Here is a 24,651-nt window from a genome sequence, read left to right on the forward strand (position 1 = left end):
TTGGAAGGATGATCGGATGAGTTTTTTAAATAACAGTATTATTTATCATATTGCAATTATTTTATATGCTTGTAGCATTAGTTTATATTTTATAGATTATTTCCAAAGTAACCGAAAGGCGAACCGATTTGCTTTTTGGTTACTTGCGATTGTATGGGTCCTGCAGTCTATTTTTATGTTGCTTAGGGCTACAGATTCAGAAACGAATCCTATTTTAACTTTATTATCAGGGATTTATTTTTATGTTTGGTTATTGATTACGATGTCGTTAGTCATTAATCGATTTATGAGAATCGACTTTTTAGTCTTTTTTACAAATGTTGTTGCATTTGGCGTAAGCGCTTTTTCTATTTTTACACCGCTCGGAAAGATGTCGCCAGTACTTGCGGAACAATTAGTTTCAGAACTTGTATACGTGCATGTCGGTATGGCAATTATTTCTTACGCAACGTTTACTGTATCGTTCATTTTTTCTATTATGTACTTATTACAATATCGCCTATTAAAAAAGAAAAAATGGAATGCGAGATTAAGAAGGTTAGGGAATTTACCGAAGCTAGAATCTATGTCTTACGGATTAAATTTATTTTCTGTTCCATTTTTCTTACTAGCAATTTTATTAGGATGTATATGGGGATATACAAAATTGGATAATTTCCATTGGTATGATACGAAAGTAATCGGATCTTTTGTCGTTCTATTTGTGTATTGCACAGGTTTATATTTACGAGCGGCAGATGTGTTGCAAGGTAAGAAAATTGTACAGTGGAATATCGGATCGTTTCTCGTAATGCTAGTAAACATTTTTCTATTAAGCAGTTTATCCAATTTCCACTTTTGGTATTTATAATGAGGAGAGAGAATTATGCGCAAAATTATTGTAGGATCACGAAAGAGTAAACTAGCATTAACGCAAACAAACTGGTTTATTGATCAGTTAAAAGCCCTAGGTCTACCATATGAATTTGAAGTGAAAGAAATTGTCACAAAAGGTGATGTTATTTTAGATGTTACTCTTTCAAAAGTAGGCGGCAAAGGCTTGTTTGTAAAAGAGATTGAACACGCGCTACTTACGAAAGAAATCGATATGGCTGTACATAGTATGAAAGATATGCCAGCCGTACTTCCAGAAGGTTTAATGATTGGCTGTACACCAAAGCGTGTTGACCCTCGTGATGCTTTTATCTCAAAAAATGGAGCATCGTTTAAAGAGTTAGCGGAAGGTGCTATTTTAGGTACGAGTAGTTTAAGACGTAGTGCACAGCTACTCGCTGCGAGACCAGATTTACAAGTTAAGTGGATTCGCGGGAATATCGATACACGTTTACGTAAATTAAAAGAAGAAGATTATGATGCGATTATTTTAGCGACAGCTGGATTACAAAGAATGGGCTGGGATGATGAAGTTATTACAGAACATTTAGATGAAGCGTTATGTGTACCTGCTGTAGGACAAGGTGCATTAGCGATTGAGTGTCGTGAGGATGATAAGGATTTATTGCAATTGTTAGCGCATATTAATGATACGATAACAGAAAGAACAGTGGCAGCGGAGCGAGTATTTCTTCATAAACTTGAAGGTGGATGCCAAGTTCCAATTGCTGGATATGCAACCCTTACAGAAAACGATGCAATCGAATTAACAGCTCTTGTCGGCTCTATGGATGGCTCTGTTTTATTAAAAGAGACAGTAGTGGGTACTAATCCTGAGGAAGTAGGATTAGAGGCCGCGGACCGTTTAATTAAGCAAGGCGCCAAAGAACTCATTCTTGCTGCAAATAAGGAGCAACAATAAATATGAACGCTCTCGCTGGAAAAACGGTATTGATTACACGTGCCCAGCATCAAGCGAAACAAATGAGTGTAGCAGTGAAAGAAAAGAGCGGAATTCCATTGGAAATTCCGCTTTTGCGTATGGAAGGTATGTCTCATAGGCAAATTCAACATATTGAAGAGCAGCTACATTCATACGACTGGGTTATTTTTACGAGCAGAAATGGTGTAGCTTTTTTTCTAGATAGTTTAAAAAAGAAACTACCACTAACCATTAAAATCGCTGCGGTAGGTGTGAAAACAAAATTAGATTTAGAAAAAAGGGGCTATCAAGTTCATTTTGTTCCCACTTCATTTGTTGCAGAAGCATTTGCAGAAGAGTTTCTAAAAGAATTAAGTGGAAATGAACGTATTTTATTTCCGAAAGGGAATTTAGCAAGAGAGGTAATTCCGGTTGCACTTCGGGAAATTGGTATTTCTCTAGATGAGCTAACCGTATACGGTACGAAAGTGAATATAGAAAAAAAGCAAGAGCTTATAGCGGCATTGAAGTTAGGGAAAGTAGACATTATTACATTTACGAGCCCTTCAACTGTTACTAGTTTTGTTCGTTTACTTGAGGGTACAAACTGGAGAGAATGGACAAAAAAATGTACAATTGCTTGTATAGGACCTATTACGGAAAAAGAGGCAAGTCTTTATTTTCCGTCTGTTATTGTGCCGAAAGAGTACACTGTAGAAGCATTACTACAATGTGTTTGTGAATCTATAAAATGAAAGAATGGGGATAGAAATCTATGAACTCTTTACAATTTAATCGTCATCGTCGTTTAAGACAAAGCGGGGGCATGCGTGCGCTTGTGCGTGAAACGTTTTTACATACGGAAGATTTTATTTACCCTATTTTTGTATTAGAAGGTGAAAATGTTCGTAATGAAGTTCCTTCTATGCCAGGCGTATATCAAATGTCTTTAGATTTATTGCAAGCTGAAATGCAAGAAGTTGTTGATTTAGGTATTCGTTCTGTTATTGTATTTGGTTTACCTGCTGAAAAGGATGAAGTTGGATCATCAGCATATTGTGATCATGGAATTGTACAACGTGCTATTCAGCAAATTAAAGGTGATTTCCCTGAGCTAGTAGTAGTTGCAGACACATGTTTATGTCAATTTACAAGCCATGGTCATTGCGGTGTAATTGAAGATGGTATTATTTTAAATGACGAGTCTCTTGCAGTTCTTGCGAAAGCAGCTGTAAGTCAAGCGAAAGCAGGAGCGGACATTATTGCGCCATCAAACATGATGGATGGCTTCGTAACAGCAATTCGCCATGCATTAGACGAAAATGGTTTTGGACACGTGCCAGTTATGTCGTACGCTGTGAAATATTCATCAGCATTTTATGGACCATTCCGCGATGCTGCGCACGGTGCACCGCAATTTGGTGACCGTAAAACATATCAAATGGATCCGGCAAACCGTATGGAAGCATTCCGTGAAGCAGAATCAGATGTAATGGAAGGTGCAGACTTCTTAATCGTAAAACCAGCGCTTTCTTACTTAGATATCGTTCGTGATGTGAAAAATAACTTTAATTTACCAGTTGTCGCTTATAATGTAAGTGGTGAATATTCGATGATTAAAGCGGCAGCGCAAAATGGTTGGATTAATGAAAAAGAAGTTGTTCTTGAAAAATTAATTAGTATGAAACGTGCAGGAGCAGATTTAATTATTACGTATCATGCAAAAGATGCAGCAAGATGGTTACAAGAAGGAGGCGCTAAATAATGAAAAAGTTTGATAAGTCAATTGCAGCGTTTGAAGAGGCGCAAGACTTAATGCCTGGTGGCGTAAATAGCCCGGTTCGTGCCTTTAAGTCTGTTGGGATGAATCCGTTGTTTATGGAGCGTGGAAAAGGCTCTAAAGTATATGATATCGATGGGAATGAATACATCGACTACGTATTATCATGGGGTCCTTTAATTCATGGTCATGCAAATGATCGTGTTGTAGAAGCGTTAAAATCTGTTGCTGAAAGAGGTACAAGCTTCGGTGCACCAACAGAAATTGAAAATAAATTAGCAAAACTTGTTATTGAGCGCGTGCCATCAATTGAGATTGTGCGTATGGTTAACTCTGGAACGGAAGCAACAATGAGTGCACTACGTTTAGCTCGTGGTTATACAGGTCGTAATAAAATCTTGAAATTTATCGGTTGTTACCACGGTCATGGTGATTCGTTATTAATTAAAGCTGGTTCTGGTGTGGCGACTTTAGGTTTACCAGATAGTCCTGGTGTACCAGAAGGTGTAGCGAAAAATACGATTACAGTAGCTTATAACGATTTAGAAAGTGTAAAATACGCGTTTGAACAATTCGGTGATGATATTGCTTGTGTAATTGTAGAACCAGTAGCAGGAAATATGGGGGTTGTTCCTCCGCAGCCTGGATTTTTAGAAGGTCTTCGTGAAGTAACAGAACAAAACGGTGCATTGCTTATTTTTGATGAAGTAATGACAGGGTTCCGAGTAGCTTATAATTGTGGCCAAGGTTATTATGGCGTAACGCCTGATTTAACATGCTTAGGTAAAGTAATCGGTGGTGGTTTACCAGTAGGAGCATACGGTGGTAAAGCGGAAATTATGCGCCAAGTTGCGCCAAGCGGACCGATTTACCAAGCTGGTACTTTATCAGGTAACCCACTTGCAATGGCGGCAGGTTATGAAACGTTAGTACAGTTAACGCCAGAATCATATGTAGAATTTGAGCGTAAAGCTGAAATGTTAGAAGCTGGATTACGTAAAGCAGCTGAAAAACATGGCATTCCTCACCATATTAACCGTGCAGGCTCTATGATTGGTATTTTCTTTACAGATGAACCCGTTATTAATTACGATGCAGCAAAATCTTCAAACTTAGAATTCTTTGCGGCTTACTATCGTGAAATGGTAGAACAAGGTGTATTCTTACCGCCATCTCAATTCGAAGGTTTATTCTTATCGACAGCACATAGTGATGCAGATATTGAAGCGACGATTGCAGCAGCTGAAATTGCAATGTCAAAATTAAAAGCGTAATGTATTAGAGAAAATCGCTCTCCATAAGGGGAGCGATTTTTTTTATTCATAAAGTAAGCTTTCCGCACATAAATCTGTAATGACATATAGTTTGGGAGGGGGAAAAGAAGTGGCTGCAGATCATTCATTACGATTTTCATTAAAAGAATCTGTGTGGTTCCAAAAAGGACAGGAAGTCGAAGAACTTTTGTCAATTTCGTTAGATCCAGACGTTGAGATAGAAGAGCTTGATCATGAAGTAATCGTGAGAGGACAATTAGATTTAACGGGAGAGTATGTTGCACGAAAAGATGATTCAGCGTATTCATTAAGAGAACTATCGCCAGCAAAGTCAATTGATTATGTAGAAACAAGAGAAGATGGGGTTAATGAACTTGTTCATTCCTTTCCACTTGAAATATCAATTCCGAGAAATCGAGTGAAAGTAATTGAAGAGCTATATGTATCAATCGAGGAATTTGATTATGAATTAAAGGAAAATGGTTGCTTACAATTATTAGCGGATATATCTATTACCGGTTTGTGTGATGAAGAGAGAAGCGAGGATGAAGTTGAAGAGGAAGAAACGGTGTATGCTGAGTTAGAAGAAGATTCAGCGCAAGAGGATGAAAATAGACCGGCGCCGCATGTAGAAGAACCAGCATATAAGGAATCAGATGAGTGGGAAGATTACGCATTTGAACCGTTCCAATTAGAGGAAAGAAAAGAGCAGGAATTAGAAGAAGAGAAAATAGAAGAACATGAATTTGTGGAACGTGAAGAGGAGCAAGAAACAACGCCGCAATTTGAACTGTTCGGACGAAAAGATTTCAAGAAAGAAAAAGCAAAAAAGCAGGAAGAACAAGAAGAAGAGTACTCACAGCGAGATGAAAATGCGCTTTATTTAACAAAACTATTTACGAAAGAACCGGAAGAAGAATTTACAAAGTTAAGAATGTATTTCGTGCAAGAAGGGGATACAATTGAATCTATTGCAGACCGTTATGAAACGTCTGTACAAAATTTACACCGTGTCAATCAAACAGAAGATATATTTTTAAATACGGGGCAAATTATTTATATTCCCGTTTCAAGGGTAAAGACGAAATAAGGAAGTGAGTGTTTTCACTCACTTCCTTTCTTAGAGGCTATGTTTTGAATAGAAAGGGTTATTCGTATGGATATTGAGTTGCGAAATCACTATGAACCTATCGTGAGGCAATATAGATTGGATACGCAGCATATGGAAGAGCACGGAAATGTAATGAAAATTTATACGAATCAAGGTCCATATGCACTCAAGAAAATAGAAGGCAGAAAGTTAGAGCGGAATAACTTTCTGCATCATATTCAATATTTGAAGGAGAAAGGTTTTTCAAATTATGTACCTATATATCATGCGACGGATGGAAGTTATATTTTAAGTGACGGGACGTATAATTATTATTTAATGCCTTGGTTAGAACGTGCAGAAGGAAACGGTGATGACAATGATCAATACCATAAAATGTTTCAGACACTTGGAACGTTGCATCAAAAAACTGTGAAGGAAGAAACGTATACGGAAGAAGATTTAGAAAAACATTATACAAGTATATCCGATCGTTGGGAAAATGATGGTGAGATGTTAGAAGAGTTTCTCGTAGAATCTGAATCAAAATGGTATATGTCCCCGTTTGAATTGCAATATTGTACGTACTATCATCATGTAATGAGAGCGCGTGAATTTGCAACGAAGCAATTAAATGAGTGGAACGATGCGATGAAAGAAAAAGAGAAAACGCGTATTACTTTTGTGCATGGTAATGTGTCACTTAATCATTTTTTATTTGACTATGAGCGGAATGGCTATTTTATTAGTTTAGAAAAATCGAAGTTTGCAACGCCTGTGCAAGATATAGTAGGTTTTTATTCACGGTCTTTAAACACATATCCAATCGCAAGAAGTGATCGGTTTGAATGGTTTCAAATGTATCAAAAAAATTTCCCTTTTACGAAAGAAGAGCAACTACTTATGTTTGCGTATATGACGTATCCATCGCAATTTATTCGGCAAATCCAGTCTTATAAGAAAAGAAGAGATAATCGCAACGAGGAAAATGAACTGCGCGGAGTAAAGAGTTTGCAACAATCGCATTGGCTCGTTAGCAATATAGAATATTTCCTGTCGCAATTACAAGCTGCCCAGCAAGGGAACGGATAAAGTAAAGGCATTCTCCGCTGATGATTAGCCTTCACCAATTGGGCGTTTACGGGCAGCAGGGCTCCCATCTAACTTCTTTGCTTCAGCTGAGTTTTGAGGTGGAGGTCTTACTGCCCGCAAATAGCGGGGGAAAGAAGATAAGTAGAGGATTCTACTTATCTTCTTTTTTTTGCACGAAAAGCTGTAGTTTTAAATTTATCTTGACGAATAAGGTTTCGTTTTTTACACTATTGTATATAATAATTAACAATCATATAAATGCCTTGAAGGGGAAGAGTATAACATGAAACGTCTTCAGAGAGGAGAATCATTAGCTGAGAGATTCTCTAGATAGTTATGTTAGAAGGTAGCCCTGGAGCATCTTTTCTGAACGGAATAGTTCTTATTAGGAAAAGACGGATTTGTCCGTTATCAAATTAAGAGTATAAGCAAATTATGAATTTGTTTGTAAATAAAGGTGGTACCGCGATGTCCCTCGTCCTTTTTGGATGAGGGACATTTTTTATTTTAAGGAGGGAAAATAATGTCAAACACGGAAAAGAATTTACCAACTAAATATGATCATATGTCCGTTGAAGAAGGCCTTTATCAATGGTGGCTTGAAGGCAAATATTTTGAAGCAACAGGAGACGAGAAGAAACAACCGTATACAATTGTAATTCCACCTCCGAACGTAACTGGTAAGTTACACCTAGGTCATGCTTGGGATACAACTCTTCAAGATATTTTAACTCGTACGAAGCGTATGCAAGGATACGATGTACTATGGCTTCCAGGAATGGACCATGCTGGTATCGCAACACAAGCGAAAGTAGAAGGAAAACTTCGTGAAGAAGGTATTTCACGTTACGATCTTGGCCGTGAAAAATTCCTTGAAAAAGCTTGGGAGTGGAAAGAAGAGTACGCTTCTCACATTCGTCAACAATGGGGGAAAGTTGGTTTAGGACTAGACTATTCTCGTGAACGATTCACATTAGACAAAGGTTTATCAGATGCGGTTAATAAAGTATTCGTTCAATTATACGAAAAAGGCTTAATTTACCGTGGTGAATATATCATCAACTGGGATCCAGCAACACGTACAGCTCTTTCTGATATTGAAGTAATTCATAAAGAAGTTCAAGGTGCATTCTACCATATGAACTATCCGTTAACAGATGGTTCTGGTCACATTCGTCTTGCGACAACTCGTCCAGAAACGATGCTTGGTGATACAGCAGTAGCAGTTCATCCAGAAGACGATCGTTACAAACATTTAATCGGAAAAACAGTTACACTTCCAATCGTAGGCCGTGAGATTCCGATTATTGCTGATGAGTACGTAGAAAAAGATTTCGGAACGGGCGTTGTAAAAATTACACCAGCTCATGACCCGAATGACTTTGAAGTAGGTAACCGTCATGACTTACCACGCATATTAGTAATGAACGAAGATGGAACAATGAACGAAAAAGCTGGTAAGTATAACGGCATGGATCGTTTCGAATGCCGTAAAGAATTAGTAAAAGACTTACAAGAAGCTGGCGTATTAGTAGAAATCGAGCCACATATGCATTCAGTAGGTCATAGTGAGCGTAGCGGTGCAGTTGTTGAGCCTTATTTATCAACACAGTGGTTCGTAAAAATGGCTCCACTTGCTGAAAAAGCAGTAGCGCTTCAACAAAAAGAAGAAGAAAAAGTAACGTTCGTACCAGAGCGTTTTGAAAACACATATTTACGTTGGATGGAAAATATTCATGACTGGTGTATTTCTCGTCAATTATGGTGGGGACACCGTATTCCAGCTTGGTACCATAAAGAAACTGGTGAAGTATACGTAGGTACAGAAGCACCAGCAGATATTGAAAACTGGAATCAAGATAACGACGTACTTGATACATGGTTCAGTTCAGCGTTATGGCCATTCTCAACACTTGGTTGGCCAAATGAAGATTCAGCAGATTTCAAACGTTACTATTCAACAGATGCACTAGTAACGGGTTATGATATCATCTTCTTCTGGGTATCTCGTATGATTTTCCAAGGTTTAGAGTTTACAGGAGAGCGTCCATTTAAAGATGTATTAATTCACGGTTTAGTTCGTGACGAGCAAGGTCGTAAGATGAGTAAATCTCTTGGTAACGGTATTGACCCAATGGATGTTATCGAGAAGTACGGTGCAGATGCAATGCGTTTCTTCTTATCAACAGGAAGTGCACCAGGTCAAGATTTACGTTTCAGCATGGAAAAAGTAGAATCTACTTGGAACTTCATTAATAAAATTTGGAACGCATCACGTTTCGTATTAATGAACATGGATGATATGAAGTATGAAGAAATCGATTTAACTGGTGAAAAATCAGTAGCAGATAAGTGGATCTTAACGCGCTTAAACGAAACAATCGAAAGCGTAACACGTAACATGGATAAATATGAGTTCGGTGAAGCTGGTCGTTCATTATACAACTTCATTTGGGACGATTTCTGTGATTGGTATATTGAAATGGCGAAACTTCCACTATACGGTGAAGATGAAGCAGCTAAGAAAACAACTCGTTCTATTTTAGCTTACGTATTAGATCAAACAATGCGTCTATTACACCCATTCATGCCATTCGTAACAGAGAAAATTTGGCAACATTTACCGCATGAAGGCGAGTCTATTACGGTAGCTGCGTGGCCAACAGTTCGCGAAGATTTACAAGATACGGAAGCTGCGGCAGAAATGCACCTTCTAGTTGATATCATTCGCTCTGTTCGTAACATCCGTGCAGAAGTAAATACGCCAATGAGCAAAAAAGTTCAAATGCAAATTAAAGCAAAAGATGAGGCTGTACTTGCTCAACTTACGAAAAACAGCTCTTACATTGAGCGTTTCTGTAACCCAAGCGAATTAACAATTCAAACAGACTTACAAGCGCCAGAAAAGGCAATGACTGCAATCGTATCAGGTGCAGAGTTATTCTTACCGTTAGCTGATCTTATCAATCTTGATGAAGAGAGAGCTCGTCTTGAGAAAGAACTTGAGAAGTTCGATAAAGAAGTAGAACGTGTACAGAAGAAACTTTCTAACCAAGGTTTCGTAGCGAAAGCTCCTGCAGCGGTTATTGAAGGAGAGCGTGCGAAAGAGCAAGATTACCTAGAAAAACGCGAAGCAGTTCGTCAACGTCTAGCAGATCTTGAAAAGTAAAAATGTTTTTAGAGACTCACTATATTGGTGAGTCTCTTTTCTTTGCGTATAATAGAACTATGAAAGTTGTCTATTGAAAGGGGAAAAACATACGTGATACATACATACGAAGAAGCGATAGGGTGGATCCATAGCCGATTGAAATTTGGAATTAAACCAGGATTAGAAAGAATGAGATGGATGTTAGAAGAACTTGGAAATCCAGAGCGTCATATAAAATGTGTTCATCTTGCTGGTACAAATGGAAAAGGTTCAACGTTAACATATATGCGTTACATGTTAGAAGGCGCGAAATATAAGGTAGGAACGTTTACCTCTCCTTACATCGAATCATTTAATGAACGCATTAGTGTGAATGGAACACCAATTGCAGACGAAGAGATTACTGAACTTGTAAAGATGGTAAAACCAGTCGTTGAAAAACTAGATGAAACGGATTTAGGGGAAGCGACAGAGTTTGAAATTATTACTGTTATGGCGATTTGCTATTTCGGTAAAGTCAATTTCTGTGATGTTGTTTTATTTGAAACAGGGCTTGGTGGACGTTTTGACTCTACCAATGTTATACACCCTGTCCTCACGATTATTACGAATATCGGTCACGATCATATGCATATTTTAGGAAATACACTAGGGGAAATTGCATATGAAAAGGCGGGGATTATTAAGTCTGGCGTGCCGGTAATTACTGGTGTACAAGATGAAGAAGCTTTGCAAGTCATTCAAAATGTTGCAAAGGAAAACCATGCAAACTTATACGAACTTAGCAAGCATTTTACAGCGTTACATAAACAGTCTAATGAAGATGGGGAACAGTTTGATTTTACTTGTCCTTTTTCCGCATTTGAAGATTTGCAAATCTCAATGAAAGGCATTCATCAAGTAGGAAATGCAGCGTTAGCACTTATGGCAGTAATGTATGTAAAAACATATTTATCATTTTTAATTGAAGAAGAGGAAATAAGAACGGGATTACTGGAAGCATATTGGATTGGGCGCTTTGAAAAGTTGCAAAGTAACCCGGATATTATTATAGATGGTGCTCATAATCCAGAAGGTATCGAAAGCCTTGTGAAAACAGTAGAAGCGCATTACAAAGATAAAAATGTAATAGTGTTATTTACTGCTCTTGGTGATAAACAATTACATAACATGGTAGGCCAATTAGAAACCATTGCAGATGAAATTATTTTTACAACATTCGCCTTTGATCGTGCTATTTCTGCTGATAAGCTTGCATCATATTCACAGAAAGAATCAAAATTAGTTTTTGAAAATTGGAAAGAGGCAATTGATACAAAAGTTGAAATGATAGCAGAAAATGATGTTTTTATCATAACGGGTTCTCTTTATTTCATTTCTGAAGTACGAAAATATATTCGCGAGAAAAACTAGATAGTCTTTGCTATCTAGTTTTTTTGTTCTACAAATGAAGTCAAATGCATACATATAAGATAAATATATAGGGTTATTTGGCGAATTCCTCTGACAAATATCTCGTTTTTTTATGAAATGAATATGATATGATGCGGACAACGATAAGAGGTGAGGTGTGAGTGTATGGACAAGCAATCACGAACGATCTCAGTGAAAGTGAATGGAACAGAAGCGAAGTATGAGGAAAAAAAGAAAGATGAATTTGAATGGATGGTAGTAGAAAGTGAACGACCGAAAAATGTTGTTCCGTTTCAAAAAGCGAAATCAATGTCTGTGGAAAAATACCGAAAGAAGTGGAGTAATACATTAATTGTAATCGTTGCAACTGCAATCATTATCGGTACGGCGTTTGGAATGGGGATGCTTCATTTACTTACTGGACAAGGAACGACAGGAGGAAGTGAAGTGACAGCTTCAAGGCCGACTGGAAATGGAGAATCAAGGGTGGGTGGAACGGCAGAACAAACACCAGCACCGAAAGAAGAAAAACAAAAAGCACAGGCAGGAACGTCATTGGATCCGATGAAATTATTTTTTGTTCAAGGGGGGCTTTATTCTTCTGAAGAAAAGGGACAGGCAGCTCTTGAAGAATGGAAAGGCAATGGGGGCATTGGTGCTTTGAGACCGAGCGGTGATAAGTATGCAATAGTTGTTGGTATTGCTAGCGATGAACAGTCTATAAATCAATTAATGACTAAGTATAAAAATGATGGTGTCTCCGTTTTAAAAAAGAGCTGGGATATAACAGATAAAGCATTGCTGAAAGATGATAAAGAAGTAGGGACATTTTTAACAAAAGTGCAGCCATTATACACTCATTTAGCAAAATATGCTTCTAGCGTACAAGTTGGTGGAAAAAGCAGCCCAAAAGATATAGAAGCAATTGAAAAAGAATGGAAAAAGGTTGAAAAAGAAGGGGAAAGTATGAAACGAGAAGAAGCAAAGAAACTGTATATGTATACGTCGGTAGCTGTACAAACAGTAAAAGATGGGAAGATGGATAAGGAATCTTTGGCGAAATTAAATCAAGTTATTATTGATGGTTTACTCTCGTATGAAAAAATTGTTTCGTAGAAAGTGAAATGATAGGATAATAAAATGAGTAAGAAAGAAGTACATGTACTTCTTTCTTTTCTTTTGAATTTAGAGCAAAGTGCTTTCTCTATGATGGGAATATAATCGTATGCAATAAAGAAGTGTTATTTTAGTTAGAGAAATTAATATTTCTTTCATTTGTGGGCAAACTATTCCTTTGATACGATTAATATAAATTGTTCTGCTTCATGTGAGAAAGGAAGGAGAAAATATGAGAAAAATAATTTTAGCTTCAGGATCACCTCGGAGGAAGGAATTGCTTGAGTTAGCTAGTGTGCCATTTGAAATCGTTGTAAGTGAAGTAGAGGAAACAATTGGTGCATATTCATCGCCTTCTGATATTGTAATGTCGCTTGCCTTGCAAAAAGCATCAGCGGTGGCAGAAAATAATAGTGATCACATTGTGTTAGGTGCAGATACAATTGTTACATATGAGTCGCGTATTCTTGGTAAGCCTTCTAATGAGGATGAGGCGAAAGAGATGTTACAATTACTATCAGGGAAAACACATGAAGTGTATACAGGTGTTGCGATTATAGCAAAAGAAAAAACGGTTACTTTTTATGAGCGTACAGAAGTTACATTTTGGGAGTTAACAGAAGAGGAAATTGATACATACGTCGCGTCGAAAGAACCTCTTGATAAAGCCGGTAGTTATGGGATTCAAGGTAAAGGATCTATTTTCGTTCAAAATATTCAAGGGGACTACTATAGTGTAGTTGGCTTACCAATCGCACGCCTCGTTCGGGAATTAAAACAATTTGATATTGATGTAACCCATGCGTAAAATTGCATGGGGTTTTCTTTGAGAGAACAAATAAAGGGGTGGAGAGATGAACGGTATTCGTGATGTTGTAAGAGAAGAACAGCCACGGGAGCGTTTATTGTTAGAAGGTGCTGGAAGTTTATCAAATCGAGAGCTTCTCGCAGTGTTACTCAGAACAGGTTCTAAAGAAGAAACAGTTTTAAAGTTGTCAGATAAAATTTTACACCAATTTGATGGCTTACGTATGTTGAAAGATGCAACATTAGAGGAGCTAATTAGTATACATGGTATTGGGATTTCAAAGGCATCGCAACTTATGGCAGCCTTTGAACTAGGCAGAAGAATGGTACGTTTAGAATATCAAAATAGATATAGTATTCGAAGTCCAGAAGATTGTGCGAAATACATGATGGAAGAAATGCGTTTTTTACAACAAGAGCATTTTGTTTGTTTATATTTAAATACAAAAAATCAAGTTATACATAGGCAAACGATCTTTATTGGAAGTTTAAACACGTCAATTGTACACCCGAGGGAGGTTTTTAAAGAAGCCTTCCGTCGTGCAGCAGCCTCTATCATATGTCTTCATAACCATCCCTCAGGAGATCCCACGCCGAGCCGTGAAGATATTGAAGTAACAAAACGCTTAGTAGAATGCGGCCAGATTATCGGAATTGAAGTGCTTGATCATATTATAATAGGTGACCATAAATTCGTGAGTTTAAAGGAAAAAGGTCATATTTAAGACTATGCTTTTTACTTATTTTGTTTTATAATGTGATTTATGAGTTTTTTGTAGAAATTTATCTACAAAAAGGATAAAGATATAAAAAACGTACTGTTTTTATAATATAAATTAAGAAAAAATGAGTCCGTGAAAACAAGAAAGGAAGATAAATAATATGTTTGGATTTGGTGGATTTACTCGCGATCTTGGAATAGACTTAGGAACTGCGAACACGCTTGTATATGTAAAAGGAAAAGGTGTAGTTTTACGTGAACCTTCAGTAGTGGCGTTACAAACTGATACGAAACAAATCGTTGCTGTAGGTAGCGACGCAAAACAAATGATTGGTCGTACACCAGGGAACGTTGTGGCACTTCGCCCGATGAAAGACGGTGTAATTGCTGATTACGAAACAACTGCAACAATGATGAAATATTACATTCAACAAGCTCAAAAATCAAACGGTTTCTTCTCACGTAAGCCGTATGTAATGGTATGTGTACCATCTGGTATTACAGCTGTAGAAAGACGTGCAGTAATCGATGCGACTCGTCAAGCGGGTGCTCGTGATGCTTATCCTATCGAAGAGCCATTTGCAGCAGCGATTGGTGCAAACTTACCTGTTTGGGAACCAACTGGTAGTATGGTTGTTGATATCGGTGGTGGTACAACAGAAGTTGCAATTATTTCTCTAGGTGGTATTGTAACAAGCCAGTCAGTCCGTGTTGCTGGTGATGATATGGACGATTCAATCATTCAGTACATTAAGAAAAGCTATAACTTAATGATCGGTGAAAGAACAGCTGAAGCATTAAAATTAGAAATTGGTTCTGCAGGCGAGCCAGAAGGTATCGAGCCTATGGAAATTCGCGGTCGTGATTTAGTAAGTGGTTTACCAAAAACAGTACTAATTCAGCCAGAAGAAATTGCAGATGCATTAAAAGATACAGTAGATGCGATTGTAGAATCAGTTAAAAATACGTTAGAAAAAACTCCACCTGAATTAGCGGCTGATATTATGGACCGCGGTATCGTATTAACAGGTGGCGGGGCATTACTACGTAATTTAGATAAAGTAATTAGTGAAGAAACGAAAATGCCAGTTCTTGTTGCAGAAGATCCATTAGATTGCGTAGCAATTGGAACAGGTAAAGCATTAGACAATATCGATCTTTTCAAAACTGCTGCTCGATAATATTGCAAAATAAAAATCAGTGAAATTAAGAGGGTGTGAACGTGCCACAGTTTTTCTTAAACAAAAGATTAATTGTTTTGTTGGTTAGTATTATTCTTCTCGTGGCATTGATTGGAATCTCATTGAAAGAACGGAACAGTTTAACATGGCCAGAGCAGTTTGTTAAAGATACTGTCGGTGTTGTAGAACGTGTATTCCAAAAGCCAGCGAAATACGTAGCTGGATTCTTCGAAAATGTAGAGGATGTAAAGCGCACGTATGAAGAGAATAAAGAATTAAAAGCAAAATTAGATAATTATGCAGGTCTATCAGGGAAAGTAAAACAATTAGAAGATGATAACAAGAAGCTACAAGAGCTAACTGGTAAAAAAGAGTTAAATAGCGGGTATACTGAAATTCCAGCTACTGTTGTTTCTCGTAATCCAGATAAATGGTACGATTTAATTGGAATTGATAAAGGGGCACAGCAAGGAATTAAAAAAGATATGGCTGTAGTAACTTCACAAGGGTTAGTTGGAAGAGTGAAAAGTGTATCTCAGTTTACATCATCAGTAGAATTACTAAGTTCTATGAGCCGAACAAATCGTGTTTCTGCTATTGTACAAGGGCAAGAGAAAATCTTTGGATTGATTGAAGGTTATGACAAAGAAAAGCAATTACTTCTTTTCACAAAGATTGGCTCTGATGCACCGGTAGTGAAAGATCAACTAGTTGTAACATCTGGACTGGGTGATATTTTCCCGAAAGGTCTTGTAATTGGAAAAATCGTTGAAGTTCAGCCAGATGCATATGGCTTAACAAAAACAGCTTATGTAAAACCTGCCGCTGATTTAAATGACGTAGAGCATATTACGGTTGCTAAACGTGCAACACCTTCAGCGCCATTAGAATAGGAGGAGAAGAAGAGATGATGAAGATATTAAAAAGAGCAGCTCTTCCTCTTTTGCTCCTTTTTGTGTTTCTATTTGAAAATATGTTTGCTACTGTTGTTCCAACGGATGTGTTTTGGAAAGACAGCATAGCAGCACCGCATTTCTTTATAATCGTCTTATGTTTTATTACAGTGTATTATAGTCCGGTCCAAGGGATTTATTACGGACTATTATTTGGCTTCTTATTTGATACCGTATACACAGAACTTGTCGGGATATATATTTTTGCTTATCCGATTTTAGCTTATTTAGTATATAGTGTGATGAAAGTACTACAATTGAATTTATTTATTGTTGTTTCTATCATATTAGCTAGCGTTGTAGCACTAGAGTATTATGTGTATGGATTCTTAACTTTATTAGGACGTACTCATATGCCAGCGTATGTCTTTTTCACAGATCGTCTCCTTTCTACTTTATTGTTAAATGCTATTTTCTTATTGATAGTTTGTTTCCCACTGAGACGATATATAGTGCGTCTTTCAAAAGCGATGGAAGAAAAAGAAAAAAGGATTTTCTAATTTTATGTCGAATTGAATCGGTGGGGTGAACTTTAGTGGAAGAAAAAAAGCAACAAAATGTAACGATAAAAGGGACAAAAGATGGGATAACGCTTCATTTAGATGATTGTTGTTCATTCTCAGAATTATTGGTGGAATTAGACGAAAAACTTTCTACACATTACTACGATGGTGATGGGCGCTCTTTAATTGAAGTGCATGTGAAAGTAGGAAATCGTTATTTAACAGAAGTCCAACAAGAAGAGATTCGTACGTTAATTCGTAATAAAAAGAATCTTGTTGTGGATTCAATTGAAAGTGATGTTATCACTAAAGCAGAAGCAATAGCTTGGAAAGAAGAAACAGAAATTGTCCCTATTTCCAAAATTGTTCGCTCTGGACAAGTTTTACATGTAAAAGGAAATTTGTTGTTAATTGGAGATGTTAATCCAGGCGGAACGGTTATCGCTGGGGGGAATATTTTTGTCGTAGGATCATTAAGAGGAATTGCACATGCTGGGTATTATGGGGATTCGGATGCTGTAATCGCTGCATCTGTTATGAACCCGATGCAACTTCGAATTAGTGATGTGGCAATGCGGGCTCCGGAAGAGAAAGAAGACGGAGCGGAGGCGGCAGAATGTGCGTATATTAATGAGAACAATCACATTGTTGTCGATCGCCTGCAACTTCTCACTCATCTTAGACCTAATTTAACAAAGTTAGAAAGGGGAATTGTATAGCTGTGGGAGAGGCAATAGTAATTACATCTGGAAAAGGCGGAGTAGGTAAAACTACTACATCTGCGAACATTGGTACGGCCCTAGCGTTATCTGGAAAGAAAGTGTGCTTAATTGACACAGATATCGGTCTTCGAAATTTAGACGTAGTAATGGGGCTGGAAAATCGTATTGTATTTGATCTTGTTGATGTCGTTGAAGGGCGTTGCCGTTTACCTCAGGCTCTTATTAAAGACAAACGTTTTGATGATCTTTATTTATTACCTGCAGCACAAACGAGTGATAAATCAGCGGTAACACCTGAACAAATGGATGAATTAATACAAGTATTACGTCAAGATTATGATTACATATTAATCGATTGTCCTGCGGGGATTGAGCAGGGATTTAAAAATGCGGTAGCTGGTGCGGATAAAGCAATCGTTGTTACGACTCCAGAAGTATCCTCAATGCGCGATGCGGATCGTATTATTGGGCTTTTAGAAAAAGAGGATATTGAACCACCGAAACTTGTTATTAACCGTGTACGTAGTCATATGCTTCATGAACAGGATATGTTAGATGTTGATGAAATTGTACGTACATTGTCAATCGAGCTTCTTGGTGTTGTCGAAGATGACGATGAAGTTATTCGAGCTACAAATACAGGTGAACCTGTGGCGTTGCAACCAAGCGGAAAAGCAGCGTTGGCTTATCGTAATATTGCAAGACGCTTGTTAGGTGAGAATGTACCATTACAAGCATTTGAACAAGAAAAGGTATCGGTATTTGCAAAGGTGAAAAACTTCTTTGGAATCCGTTAAGAGCACTTCGCACATATGCGAGGTGCTTTCTTTTTTCTTCACACGAATATCTTTCTTTCTTAGCTCATACATATGTACAAACTGTATACAACTGTTTCTAATGAAATTAGCTTAACGAAAGAAAGGAGACAGTATGAAGAATAGACGCGTAGAAGAAATTAAAAAGCGGATTGCAAAAAGGAAGGCCGAGCAAGAAAGGATGGAGGAAGAGCAGTATTTTAACGGAGGGAATTTCGATAGTGAAGCGGTATTTATTGAAGATGGAGAAAAGGAAATGCATCCTTTATTTCGAAAGGAAGTCTTTTTCTTCAAAGTTTTATTATCAGCAATATTAGTTCTTTCGGTTGCTATTTTATATAAGAATGCTCCTTCTTCATTCAATGGAGCTAAAGCTGTTACAGAAAAAGTGATGAAAGAGGAATTTCAGTTTGCTACTGTAGCGAAATGGTATGAAAAGCAATTTGGAAAACCGCTCGTATTCTATTCGCCGAACGAGAAAAAAGAAGGAAGTATTCAGCAAAAGGATTATGCAATTCCTGCTTCTGGAAAGGTAATGCAAGGGTTTCAAAAAAATGGCCAAGGTGTATTTGTCCAAACAGCTACAAATGCAAAAGTGGAGTCAGTAAATGAAGGGTTAGTTGTTTTTGCAGGCAAGAAAGAGGAACTTGGAAATACAGTTCAAATTCAACATGCAGATGGTACGGAGTCATGGTATGCAAACTTAAACGATATGTCAGTGAAATTATATGATTACGTTTCAAAGAAACAAAAAATTGGAACGGTGAGTAATGATACAAATGATAAAAATGGAAAGTTTTATTTCGCGATAAAAAAGAATGAAAAATTTATTGATCCGATCCAGGTGATATCATTTGATTAAATATAGGGACGTTTTAACGAAAATTTCCGTGCATCCATTATTTTGGGTTATTATTGTCATTGGTATTTTTACTGCGCGTTTTAAAGAGTTACTACTGTTATTTTGTATTGTTCTTATTCATGAACTTGGGCATGCTTTTGCAGCAGCACACTATAATTGGCGTATAAAAAGAATTCAACTTTTGCCGTTTGGTGGCGTGGCCGAGCTTGAGGAACATGGTAATAAGTCATTGAAAGAGGAACTTGTTGTCGTAATTGCAGGACCGATTCAACATGTTTGGATGATGCTGGTAGGTTATATGTTGTTCGAAGTCGGTTGGCTGAATACAGATTTATATTATTTCTTTATGTGGAATAATATAATTATTTTAGCATTTAATTTACTCCCTATTTGGCCGTTAGATGGCGGGAAAGTATTGTTTAATGTATTATCATATCGTTTCCCTTATTTACAAGCACATGAAAAGATGATGCAATTGTCATGTGTTTTTTTTGGTGTAATATTAGGATGGCAGTTACTCTGGAATAGTAACAATATTATGATGTGGATACTACTCATATTTTTAGCAGTGTCATTATATCAAGAGTGGAAACAAAGACGGTATGCATTTATGCGTTTTTTATTAGAACGTTATTATGGAAACAAAAGAGGAATCGAAAAGATTGCACCTATTGAAGTGCAAACGGAAGATCGTTTATATACGATCTTTACAAAATTTCGTAGAGGATATAAGCATTCTATTATCGTCCGTGGAAAATATAAAGAGCATTACACATTGGATGAAAATGAATTGCTCTATGCATATTTTACTGAAAAACGAACAACTTCATCAGTTGAAGAATTAATCGGTTAGTGTTGACGATAGCACTAACCTTTTATTATTGTAAAAGCAAAGAAGATTATAAAGTGAGGAAATAATTTTGAAAACGTTATATGTGAATTACGCTGGTTCGGAAAAGCGCGTTGCAATTGAAGAGAAGAAAAAAATTGTTGAGTTTTTATGGAAACGTAATGAAGAGCAAGAGATTGTTGGGCATATTTATGTTGGACGTGTCGTAAGAACAATTGCTGGAATGAATGCAGCTTTTGTAAACATCGGTTTAGAAAAACATGCTTACCTTTCATACGATGATGTACCATCTTCTTATCGTATACATGAAGGGCAAGCGATACTCGTACAAGTTGTGAAAGAGGCAATTGATACGAAAGGGCCTAAATTGACAGCGAATATAGAATTTACCGGGAAATATGTCGTTTATATGCCGTTTGATGAGATGCGCGCTGTTTCTCGAAAAATAAAAAATAATAAAAGAAGACAACAGTTACTCCAAATTGAAATAGAGGGAACGGGGGGATACATTTTCCGCTCTGCTTCTGAAAAAGGAGCAATTGAAGAAATACAAGCTGAAATGCAAGGGTTACAACAGTTGTATGAAGAGTTAAAAAGAAAAGAGGGCCAAGGAAAGGCGCCGTTATTACTTCATCGACCGGCGACCTTTTTAGATCGTGTATTTCAAGAGAATCCAATTGAAACCATTGAAAAAGTAGTTGTAGATACAAGAAGTATAGTAAAAGAATTAGAAGACAAAGTTGGAAAAGAAAAAGTATCTTTTTATAATGAAAAGTCTTCGATGTTTAACCATTTTGGAATAGAGCGTGAAATTGAGAAAGCACTCCAAAAAATTGTGTGGCTTCCAAATGGTGCTTATTTAATTGTAGAACAAATGGAGACGATGACTGTAATTGATGTGAATACGGGCAAGTTTACGGGAAAACAAAATTTACAAGATACAGTACTTCGCACAAATGAGATGGCAGCTGAAGAAATTGCACGCCAATTAAGACTTCGTGATATTGGTGGTATGATATTAATTGATTTTATTAATATGAAAAAAAGAGAAGATAAAGAAAAGGTAAGAGAATGTCTTATAGCTGCTATGCAAGATGACCGCACATATACAAGGGTGCTCGGCTTTACGGAGCTAGGGATTTTGGAAATGACACGTAAACGTAAAAAGCATTCTTTACGGGACGTATTATTAAAAGAGTGTGTACCTTGCAAAGCGACGGGTTATGTGATGTCGCATGAAACAATTGCGTATGAGTTAGAGAGAGAACTAATCACATATGGCAATATAGAAGATGAAGCGGTATTAATCGCTGCGCCTAAAGAACTGCAAAAACAGTTTTTGCAAAAAGAATTACAAAAAAATATTCCATTTGAAATTTATTTCAAAGATGATAATATCGAAAAGTATGCTATCGTTCGTTTTGGAAGTAAAAAAGAAATTGTAGAGCGGAAAAAATAGTTAGCAGAACATTTATTGACAACCGTCTATGATTCATGATAACATCTTTATGTTATAGTTTATAGCACCTAAACGGCTATATGCTACAACCGCACAAGACAGGTTCCCTAAAGGCATTTATGTCTACCTCGTTTTTGGCGAGTCTTAGTAATTAAGAGGAGGTGCAAGTATGTACGCAATTATCGAAACAGGTGGAAAACAAATTAAAGTTGAAGCTGGTCAAGCAATCTACATTGAAAAATTAGATGTTGAAGCTGGTGAAACTGTTACTTTTGACAAAGTTCTTTTCGTTGGTGGCGAAAACGTTAAAGTTGGTAGCCCAGTTGTAGAAGGTGCAACAGTTACTGCGAAAGTTGAAAAACAAGGTCGCGCTAAGAAAATTATCGTTTTCAAATACAAAGCGAAAAAGAACAATCGTAAGAAACAAGGTCATCGTCAACCTTACACTAAGCTAGTTGTTGAAGCTATCAACGCTTAATTCTGGTTAACATGATTAAAATTACGATAAGTCGCACGAAATTAGGAAGTATCCAATCATTTAAAATGACTGGACATGCCGATTCTGCGCCACATGGACAAGACCTTGTCTGTGCTGGAACTACAGCGGTTGTGTTTGGTTCTATAAATGCAGTGGAAGAACTTTGTAATGTGCAAGCAACTATTGAACTCGGAAGTGATGGCGGATTCTTAACGTATGAATTGCCTAATGATTTAGACGTTCATACAGCAGAAAAAGCACAAACGCTTTTAGAAGGATTAGTTGTTTCGCTTAAGACGATCGAACTTGATTACGGAAAGTATATCCGTTTAATAGAAAAAGTGCAGGAGGTGTAACGTATGTTAAGATTAGATCTTCAGTTTTTCGCATCTAAGAAAGGTGTAGGTAGTACAAAGAACGGTCGTGACTCTCAGTCAAAACGTCTTGGTGCTAAACGCGCAGATGGTCAAACGGTTACAGGTGGTTCAATTCTTTACCGTCAACGCGGTACAAAAATTTATCCAGGTGTTAACGTTGGTCGTGGTGGCGATGACACTTTATACGCGAAAGTTGACGGCGTAGTACGCTTTGAGCGTCTTGGTCGTGACCGCAAACAAGTGAGCGTATATCCTGTTGCTCAAGAAGCATAAGAACTCACGGAAAACTCTAACCTGAGTGCAGGTTAGAGTTTTTCTATATTAAGGGGTATCTAAATGAATGAAAAATGGACAATTATAGATGCATTGCGCCATTCAAGACATGATTGGCTCAATCGTATGCAGATGGTGAAAGGAAACCTTTCCCTTGGAAAAGTGGAAGAAATTCATAGTCTCATCGATCGTTTTGTCCAAGAAGCGAGACAAGAATCCAATCTGATGGGGCTATCAATGCCTTTATTTTCAGAGTGGATTTTAACATATAATTGGAAACAGCAGCCGTGCTTATTGGAGTACGAAGTATTAGGGAAATTACATAACTTATCTCACTTAGATGAGACTGTATGTACATGGACGAATCAATTTTTCTCGATGCTTCAGCATAGTTTAGACGTATATGTTGAAAATTATGTTTGTATCACAATTGAATGTGACGCGGATAATGCTCGTTTCTTTTTTGATTTTCGTGGTAAGCTAACGAGTGTAGAAGAACTACAGAATTGGCTTGCGACCCAAAACAATAAATGGTATTCCATTTCTTATACAGTGCGAGACGAAGAAGTCTCAGTTATATTACAACCAATTGAAAAAAGTGTGGTGAAATAATGTTTGTAGATCAGGTCAAGATATATGTAAAAGGCGGCGACGGTGGTAACGGTATGGTTGCGTATCGTCGTGAGAAGTATGTACCAAAAGGTGGCCCAGCAGGTGGCGACGGCGGTAAAGGTGCAGATGTTGTTTTCGTAGTTGAGGAAGGCTTACGTACATTAATGGACTTCCGCTACCAACGTCATTTCAAAGCTGATCGCGGTCAGCACGGAATGAGTAAAGGTCAGCACGGACGTAAATCTGAAGATTTACTTGTAAAGGTTCCACCAGGAACAGTAGTAAAAGATGAAAAAACTGGTCAAATTCTTGCCGATTTAGTAACGCATGGACAAACTGCTGTAATTGCAAAAGGTGGCCGCGGTGGCCGTGGTAACTCACGTTTTGCAACAGCTACGAACCCAGCGCCAGAAATCGCTGAGAACGGGGAACCAGGTCAAGAGCGTGATGTTATTCTAGAACTTAAAGTACTAGCAGACGTTGGACTTGTTGGATTCCCAAGTGTAGGTAAATCTACATTATTATCTGTTGTATCATCAGCGCGTCCGAAAATTGCAGAGTATCACTTCACAACAATCGTTCCAAATCTTGGTGTTGTTGAAACTGGTGATAACCGCAGCTTCGTTATGGCTGACCTTCCAGGACTAATTGAAGGCGCACATGCTGGCGTCGGACTTGGACACCAATTCTTACGTCATATTGAGCGTACACGTGTAATCGTGCATGTTATTGATATGTCTGGTTTAGAAGGCCGTGATCCATATGAAGATTACGTAACGATTAATAATGAATTAAAAGAATACAATCTTCGCTTAACTGAGCGTCCACAAGTTGTTGTTGCAAACAAAATGGATATGCCAGATGCAGAAGAAAACTTACAAGCATTTAAAGAGAAAGTGGGAGACGAAGTAAAAATCTTCCCAATCTCAGCTGTAACAAGACAAGGTGTTCGTGACTTGTTGTTTGAAGTAGCGAACTTAATAGAAACAACACCAGAATTCCCAATACATGAAGTTGCGGATGAGTCTGATACAAGTGTAATGTACAAATTTGATACTGAAGGTGTTAAATTTGAAATTACACGTGAAAGTGATGGCACGTTTGTTATCTCTGGTTACGATATTGAGAAAACATTCAAGATGACAGACTTCTCACGTGATGAATCTGTACGTCGTTTCGCTCGTCAAATGCGCGGAATGGGTATTGATGAAGCGCTTCGTGCACGTGGTGCAAAAGACGGAGATATTGTAAAAATTCTTGAATATGAATTTGAATTTATCGATTAAGACTGCCGAAATACGGCAGTCTTTTTTTATATCGTAAAAAT

General features: G+C 37.5%; 25 protein-coding genes and 2 other annotated features. All 25 genes read left to right on the plus strand.

The features are described 5' to 3' along the window. The first annotated feature begins 16 nt into the window (after positions 1-16). The 25 genes from ccsA (at position 17) to obgE (ending at position 24,610) form a co-directional block, all read left to right on the plus strand. Positions 17-850, plus strand: coding sequence for a cytochrome c biogenesis protein (ccsA, locus tag B9A45_RS07000; protein WP_000008991.1), 834 nt, complete (start codon positions 17-19; stop codon positions 848-850). Between the two features lie 15 nt (positions 851-865). Next, positions 866-1,795 carry a hydroxymethylbilane synthase gene (gene hemC / locus B9A45_RS07005; RefSeq protein ID WP_001226396.1) on the plus strand — a complete coding sequence of 310 codons (930 nt, stop codon included), beginning with the start codon at positions 866-868 and terminating at the stop codon, positions 1,793-1,795. A 2-nt stretch (positions 1,796-1,797) separates the two neighbouring features. Continuing rightward, a complete protein-coding gene (gene hemD, locus B9A45_RS07010) occupies positions 1,798-2,550 on the plus strand; it encodes a uroporphyrinogen-III synthase (protein WP_016110748.1) in 753 nt (250 codons plus the stop codon). Positions 2,551-2,570: 20 nt separating this feature from the next. Further along, a complete protein-coding gene (gene hemB, locus B9A45_RS07015; RefSeq protein ID WP_016110747.1) occupies positions 2,571-3,560 on the plus strand; it encodes a porphobilinogen synthase in 990 nt (329 codons plus the stop codon). Then, positions 3,560-4,849 carry a glutamate-1-semialdehyde 2,1-aminomutase gene (gene hemL, locus B9A45_RS07020; RefSeq protein ID WP_000712943.1) on the plus strand — a complete coding sequence of 430 codons (1,290 nt, stop codon included), beginning with the start codon at positions 3,560-3,562 and terminating at the stop codon, positions 4,847-4,849. Before hemB ends, hemL begins: the two co-directional genes overlap by 1 nt. Before the next feature lie 79 nt (positions 4,850-4,928). Next, the gene (spoVID, locus tag B9A45_RS07025; protein WP_003285397.1) at positions 4,929-5,939 is read left to right on the plus strand and encodes a stage VI sporulation protein D; all 1,011 of its coding nucleotides are present in this window, start codon (positions 4,929-4,931) and stop codon (positions 5,937-5,939) included. Between the two features lie 66 nt (positions 5,940-6,005). Continuing rightward, entirely contained in the window at positions 6,006-7,031 is a 1,026-nt protein-coding gene (ysxE, locus tag B9A45_RS07030) for a spore coat protein YsxE (RefSeq protein WP_000350653.1), read from the plus strand. Between the two features lie 254 nt (positions 7,032-7,285). Beyond that, positions 7,286-7,517, plus strand: a binding site (T-box leader). 37 nt (positions 7,518-7,554) lie between these two features. Continuing rightward, entirely contained in the window at positions 7,555-10,200 is a 2,646-nt protein-coding gene (locus B9A45_RS07035) for a valine--tRNA ligase (RefSeq protein ID WP_000072250.1), read from the plus strand. A gap of 93 nt (positions 10,201-10,293) precedes the next feature. Beyond that, on the plus strand, positions 10,294-11,595 hold the full coding sequence (gene folC / locus B9A45_RS07040; RefSeq protein WP_000582068.1) for a bifunctional folylpolyglutamate synthase/dihydrofolate synthase: 1,302 nt from the start codon (positions 10,294-10,296) through the stop codon (positions 11,593-11,595). A gap of 165 nt (positions 11,596-11,760) precedes the next feature. Beyond that, complete coding sequence (locus B9A45_RS07045; RefSeq protein ID WP_000361014.1) at positions 11,761-12,711, plus strand: hypothetical protein; 951 nt, start codon at positions 11,761-11,763, stop codon at positions 12,709-12,711. Positions 12,712-12,943: 232 nt separating this feature from the next. Then, on the plus strand, positions 12,944-13,519 hold the full coding sequence (locus tag B9A45_RS07050) for a Maf family protein (protein ID WP_001226291.1): 576 nt from the start codon (positions 12,944-12,946) through the stop codon (positions 13,517-13,519). Positions 13,520-13,565: 46 nt separating this feature from the next. After that, positions 13,566-14,243, plus strand: a complete 678-nt coding sequence (radC, locus tag B9A45_RS07055) for a DNA repair protein RadC (protein WP_001013391.1) — start codon at positions 13,566-13,568, stop codon at positions 14,241-14,243. Positions 14,244-14,400: 157 nt separating this feature from the next. Beyond that, positions 14,401-15,420 (plus strand): cell shape-determining protein MreB, encoded by a 1,020-nt coding sequence (gene mreB / locus B9A45_RS07060; protein WP_000466736.1) that lies wholly within the window; start codon positions 14,401-14,403, stop codon positions 15,418-15,420. Positions 15,421-15,461: 41 nt separating this feature from the next. Then, the gene (mreC, locus tag B9A45_RS07065; RefSeq protein ID WP_001135490.1) at positions 15,462-16,313 is read left to right on the plus strand and encodes a rod shape-determining protein MreC; all 852 of its coding nucleotides are present in this window, start codon (positions 15,462-15,464) and stop codon (positions 16,311-16,313) included. Positions 16,314-16,327: 14 nt separating this feature from the next. Further along, positions 16,328-16,873 (plus strand): rod shape-determining protein MreD, encoded by a 546-nt coding sequence (gene mreD, locus B9A45_RS07070; RefSeq protein WP_000975766.1) that lies wholly within the window; start codon positions 16,328-16,330, stop codon positions 16,871-16,873. A 35-nt stretch (positions 16,874-16,908) separates the two neighbouring features. Then, positions 16,909-17,595, plus strand: a complete 687-nt coding sequence (gene minC / locus B9A45_RS07075) for a septum site-determining protein MinC (RefSeq protein WP_000391525.1) — start codon at positions 16,909-16,911, stop codon at positions 17,593-17,595. A gap of 2 nt (positions 17,596-17,597) precedes the next feature. Beyond that, on the plus strand, positions 17,598-18,395 hold the full coding sequence (minD, locus tag B9A45_RS07080; RefSeq protein ID WP_000503309.1) for a septum site-determining protein MinD: 798 nt from the start codon (positions 17,598-17,600) through the stop codon (positions 18,393-18,395). Positions 18,396-18,528: 133 nt separating this feature from the next. Beyond that, a complete protein-coding gene (gene spoIVFA / locus B9A45_RS07085) occupies positions 18,529-19,275 on the plus strand; it encodes a stage IV sporulation protein SpoIVFA (protein WP_000797471.1) in 747 nt (248 codons plus the stop codon). Then, positions 19,268-20,128, plus strand: a complete 861-nt coding sequence (gene spoIVFB, locus B9A45_RS07090; protein WP_000599055.1) for a stage IV sporulation intramembrane metalloprotease SpoIVFB — start codon at positions 19,268-19,270, stop codon at positions 20,126-20,128. Before spoIVFA ends, spoIVFB begins: the two co-directional genes overlap by 8 nt. Before the next feature lie 67 nt (positions 20,129-20,195). Then, a complete protein-coding gene (locus B9A45_RS07095; RefSeq protein ID WP_000855488.1) occupies positions 20,196-21,584 on the plus strand; it encodes an Rne/Rng family ribonuclease in 1,389 nt (462 codons plus the stop codon). A 77-nt stretch (positions 21,585-21,661) separates the two neighbouring features. Then, positions 21,662-21,739 (plus strand) — a sequence feature (ribosomal protein L21 leader region). Between the two features lie 14 nt (positions 21,740-21,753). Then, complete coding sequence (rplU, locus tag B9A45_RS07100) at positions 21,754-22,062, plus strand: 50S ribosomal protein L21 (protein WP_000270907.1); 309 nt, start codon at positions 21,754-21,756, stop codon at positions 22,060-22,062. Between the two features lie 11 nt (positions 22,063-22,073). After that, on the plus strand, positions 22,074-22,418 hold the full coding sequence (locus B9A45_RS07105; protein WP_084063955.1) for a ribosomal-processing cysteine protease Prp: 345 nt from the start codon (positions 22,074-22,076) through the stop codon (positions 22,416-22,418). A gap of 3 nt (positions 22,419-22,421) precedes the next feature. After that, positions 22,422-22,712: a 50S ribosomal protein L27 gene (gene rpmA, locus B9A45_RS07110; protein WP_000944958.1), complete on the plus strand. Its 291-nt coding sequence runs from the start codon at positions 22,422-22,424 to the stop codon at positions 22,710-22,712. Positions 22,713-22,775: 63 nt separating this feature from the next. Next, positions 22,776-23,324 (plus strand): sporulation initiation phosphotransferase B, encoded by a 549-nt coding sequence (locus B9A45_RS07115; protein ID WP_001003584.1) that lies wholly within the window; start codon positions 22,776-22,778, stop codon positions 23,322-23,324. Then, on the plus strand, positions 23,324-24,610 hold the full coding sequence (obgE, locus tag B9A45_RS07120) for a GTPase ObgE (protein ID WP_000497128.1): 1,287 nt from the start codon (positions 23,324-23,326) through the stop codon (positions 24,608-24,610). Before B9A45_RS07115 ends, obgE begins: the two co-directional genes overlap by 1 nt. Positions 24,611-24,651 lie beyond the last annotated feature (41 nt).

It is taken from the genome of Bacillus sp. JKS001846 (assembly GCF_900176455.1).
Lineage (GTDB): Bacteria > Bacillota > Bacilli > Bacillales > Bacillaceae_G > Bacillus_A > Bacillus_A cereus.